This window comes from Corynebacterium sp. MSK195, assembly GCF_030228885.1.
Lineage (GTDB): Bacteria > Actinomycetota > Actinomycetes > Mycobacteriales > Mycobacteriaceae > Corynebacterium.
The window spans coordinates 1-3,964 of record NZ_JASPGT010000026.1; the positions used below are offsets into that span (position 1 = coordinate 1).

The 3,964-nt window shown below is 58.8% G+C and carries 4 protein-coding genes; 1 reads left to right on the top strand and 3 read right to left on the bottom strand.

The features are described 5' to 3' along the window. On the top strand, positions 1–559 hold a 559-nt coding region (locus QP909_RS11525), incomplete at its 5' end, for a mismatch-specific DNA-glycosylase (protein ID WP_502868665.1). On the opposite strand, the gene QP909_RS11530 is transcribed toward QP909_RS11525, so the two are convergent. From QP909_RS11530 to QP909_RS11540, 3 genes are read right to left on the bottom strand one after another with little or no spacing between them, the layout of a single operon-like run. Next, positions 556–1,290, bottom strand: a complete 735-nt coding sequence (locus QP909_RS11530; RefSeq protein WP_052750540.1) for an ATP-binding cassette domain-containing protein — start codon at positions 1,288–1,290, stop codon at positions 556–558. The genes QP909_RS11525 and QP909_RS11530 overlap by 4 nt on opposite strands. Continuing rightward, a complete protein-coding gene (locus QP909_RS11535; protein ID WP_284767309.1) occupies positions 1,277–3,253 on the bottom strand; it encodes a bacteriocin-associated integral membrane family protein in 1,977 nt (658 codons plus the stop codon). The genes QP909_RS11530 and QP909_RS11535 overlap by 14 nt, the downstream gene beginning before the upstream one ends. Positions 3,254–3,288: 35 nt before the next feature. Beyond that, a complete protein-coding gene (locus QP909_RS11540) occupies positions 3,289–3,714 on the bottom strand; it encodes a lactococcin 972 family bacteriocin (protein ID WP_234457289.1) in 426 nt (141 codons plus the stop codon). Positions 3,715–3,964 lie beyond the last annotated feature (250 nt).

Here is a 3,964-nt window from a genome sequence, read left to right on the forward strand (position 1 = left end):
AAGCACTCACATCAGCTACACTGACCCAAGCAGCATAGCTAACCCCCGACGTGTCTACTTTCCGGGGGTCAGGCCCGTCGGCATCAACCCGAGCCTGTGGACCGCCGCTACCGGCGCGCACTTCGCCCGCCCGGGTAACCGCTTCTATCCGGCCTTTTTCCGAGCTGGGTTGACTGCCCACCAGTTCGATGCCTCGGGCGGCTACGCGGACGCCGACTTTGACGAGCTGCAAGAACGTGGCATCGGCGTGTCCAACCTCGTTCCGCGCGCCACCGCCCGCGCCGATGAGCTAACCACCGACGAGCTGCGCCAGGCCCCGGCACGCCTGGACGATATCGTTAGCAAACACCACCCGAAGGTCGTGGCCGTGCTGGGAATTACCGCTTACCGCAAGGCCTTTAGCCTGCCCAAGGCGGCCATCGGGGAGCAGGACTCGCCGTGGGAGGGCACCCGCCTGTTTGTGCTCGACAACCCCAGCGGACTCAACGCCCACGCCAGCGTCGCGGACCATGCGGCCGGGTACCGGAAGGTGGCCAAGGCCGCGGGCATCGCGATTTAATCCCGCGCAGAGCCGGAGACTGTGACCTGGCGATCATTGATGCGCAAGGTGTTGTCAGCGGCAGCAATAACTGCGGCATCGTGGGTGGCGGCCAGAACGAGTGCGCCCCCGTCCGCAGCTCGCCGCAGGAGCGCGATAACTTGGTCGCGGTTTGTGGGGTCGAGGGAGGCGGTCGGCTCGTCAGCGAACACATAAGCCGCGCCGCGGAGCAGGGCTCGGGCGATGGCCAGCCGCTGCTGCTCGCCTCCGCTGAGAATAGCTGCCGGCCCGTCGAAGGGGACATCAAGACCGACTTCGCCGAGGGAGTGCAGCAATTCTTCTTTGGAGTATTGCTTCCTGGATAGCCCGAGGGTGAGGTTATCTTCGCAGCTTAGTTCGGGAATGATTCCGTGGTCTTGGTGGATTATCGCTGCGCGTTCTCGCCAGAACCTCCGCCTCCGCTTCATCTTCCACGCGGAGGCATTCTCGCCGTCTATCCGGAGGAGGCCGTCCGCCGGCGGCAGGAGCCCGGCCAAGGTGTTGAGCAGCAAAGTCTTTCCGGAACCGCTGGCCCCACAGATGGCGACAAAGCCTGGCCCGGGTAGGGAAAACGTTGCATTTTCCACGAGGGACTTCTTCACCGTCCGCGTGCTGCGTCCCGCAGAATAGGTCGATTCCGCGGCGAGACAGAGATGAGAGGTGGAAATCTCCGGCGGCAGAGTGGGGGACTGATTGGGGCTAGCCAATGACATTGTGACTCCTAGGGGAGGCGGACATGTGCTGAGAAATACTGAGACGGACAAAACCGAGGTAGACGATTAAGACAAGGCAGCTTAGCGCAGTGAAGGTGTAGAGGAACGGGTTGGGAAGCAGTAGCGGAGCCAGGACGGACAATATGACGACAACAGTCAGGCTGACCAGTTGGCTTTTGAATAGTCGCCACATCGTTTTGTCCGGTGATTGCCCAGCGCTGTGGAGGAGTACCAGGAGGCGACGGTGAACTCGGAGCTGGATGCGCGCCTGGACTATCAAGGCCGCAAGCGTGGCGAGCAAAGCTCCGAGGGCGCTCAGGATACTCAGCCAGAACAGCGCCGTGTTGGCTACTAGTTCGGCCAGACCGCGATCGGCCGCGTGTACCGGGTACACGTAGCCTTCGAGGCCGGCAGCGGTAAGTTCTGGACCCAGTTCCGAGAAATCCGCGAAGAGCAGATTTTTACTCGAAGCTGTGGAGCTTAGGAAGTCTGCGTCGAAGCCGGATAGATCGTCCGTTTCAAGCACGTAAAAACAATCGCCGGGAACCAGTTCCCCCGACATTGTTCCACTAATGAATCCGACCGCATGATCGGCACTGACCGGACCAATTTGCGCAGATTTAAGGAGCAGGTCGCCGGATTCCTGAGCCCACAGATCCACGGAAGCTGCGAAATGCTCTTGGGCTGCGGAATAGTCGACCGAGTGGTTGTCGTCTCCGGGACGGAACTGATAATCCTGCAGATCGTGCCATTGGCGGTTGGCAAGTGCCACGGGGCAGGAGTCCGGCACACCGGTAGCTTCTTTCGGCAAAGTATGGCTGAGGACAGCCCCGTGCTCCCGTTCCCAGCTGAGCGCGAAGTCGCGGAAGTTCTGCTGCACACTGGGCGGCAAGAGCTCGCCTCCTTCCGCGCGGCCAGCAGGGCCGTCGAAGTTGGCTGAAAAATGCAAGGCTCCAAACTCCGCGAGAGATTTCCAGGTCTGCTGGGCCTCGGATTCCTGCTGGTAGGAGCGGAGCGCAGCCGCTGAGCTAAGACCCGCTGCCACAAAGGTCAGGCAGGTAAAGACCGAAATTACTTTCAGCGCTTTTCCCGCCGCCTTCTCTGCGGGGGCACGCTGCCCCAGCAGCGCTACTGCGCGGCGCAACAATGGGGCGGTGACGGCTACGGCCAAACCGGTGGTAGCCAGGGCCAAGCCTATCCCGGCGGCGTAGAACCTGAGGAACAGGAAGGCAAAAGAATAGCTCCCTTGGCGGGCGAGGAATGTACTCGCAAGGCCAATGAGAACTAGGTGCGGGAGGATGACAAAGGTCCATTGCCGCCAATTGCCTTTTTGGCTGCGGTGCCCGCCATTTATTGTGCGCAGCGCTGCCAATCTAAGACCGGAAACCCGAAGAACAAATACCAGGGCAAAAAGGGAAACGACAAATAGAAGCAGGATCGCCACCAACGCGGGTAGGCGGAACACGATCGATTGGATGAGGTGGAAAAACTGCGTCTTTTCGCTCAACCTGAGCCCCGCGTACTTAGCAGACTCATAGAATTGGCTAACATCGCCGCCCGTCTCTTTTGGAACCAAGACGTAGTCACCGTGGTAATCCAGCGATCCAAGTTCACTGGTCGCTTGCCTCAAGGCATCAGGCCGGTTGAGTCGGGGAATGCGTTCTGGAGCTGGATAATCCTGTTCCAGCGGGATGAAAACTTCGTGGGAAGTCCCACTTGCGTCATCGGTGCCAGTCAGCCGGTAGATGGAGTAGCCGTTCTGCTCGGCCAATGAAACCAGTGAGTTACGGATTACCGTCGGTGCGTAGTCGGACTCAAGTTCCTTCGCGAGAGGAGTCTTAGGTTCGACGTAGTCAAGGCTAAAGGTTGATTCGACCCCTAAGGACAAGGGCTTGGTGGAGTCAACCAGGGCAGTCAGCAGCCACCCAGTGGTCGCGATGACTGCAGCAAGAAGTAGGCTCAAAAGCCCAAGTACTAGGGGTCGAATGCGCAAGAGTTTTAGCAGAAGTTGTAGTAGTAGCTGTCCTTAGTGCCCGGCAAATTCGTCGCCCAAAGCTCGGCGATCGACTTCTGGCCGCCGCGGGTGTTGATGCTTCGTTGCGTTCTGCCGTTGACGGTCACAGTCGAAGTATGACAGCGATTCACGGTGAAATAAGAACGCGCCTTAGCGTTCCAGAAACCGTACTCCCAGGTACCGCCACCTGCAGGGTAGCGAACTTTCCGGCCGACAGATGCCCAGTAGGTTGTGAAGGCTGGTGCTGCCTCGCCGAGTAGCTCGGCCATCACACCGGAAGCAAAGCCTCCCTTGGCGCCGTGGTCTTGGAATTCTTCTGCGGAAGCAACGGCTGAGTTAGATACGGAAACGCTCAGAGCAGAGGCAATCAGCAGCGCTGCAAACTGCCGAGTGCGCTTTTTGGGGGTCATAACAGTCTCCTTTGAGAGAGAAAATGAGGCGGGATTGCCTCAAAAGGAAGGCTACCCTAAGTGAATATAAATGGGAATAGAACCAGTTTTCTAATTTTATTGGTACTTTTCACGGTCCTTAGGCTCGGGAGGGCGGTGGTTGTCCTTGGTCCGCTATGTCTTGGATTCACCCCACTCGGTCAAGCGGATGTGCAACGTATTAAAGCTCAATCGATCCTCGTTCTACAAATGGGTTAACACCCGCGAAAAT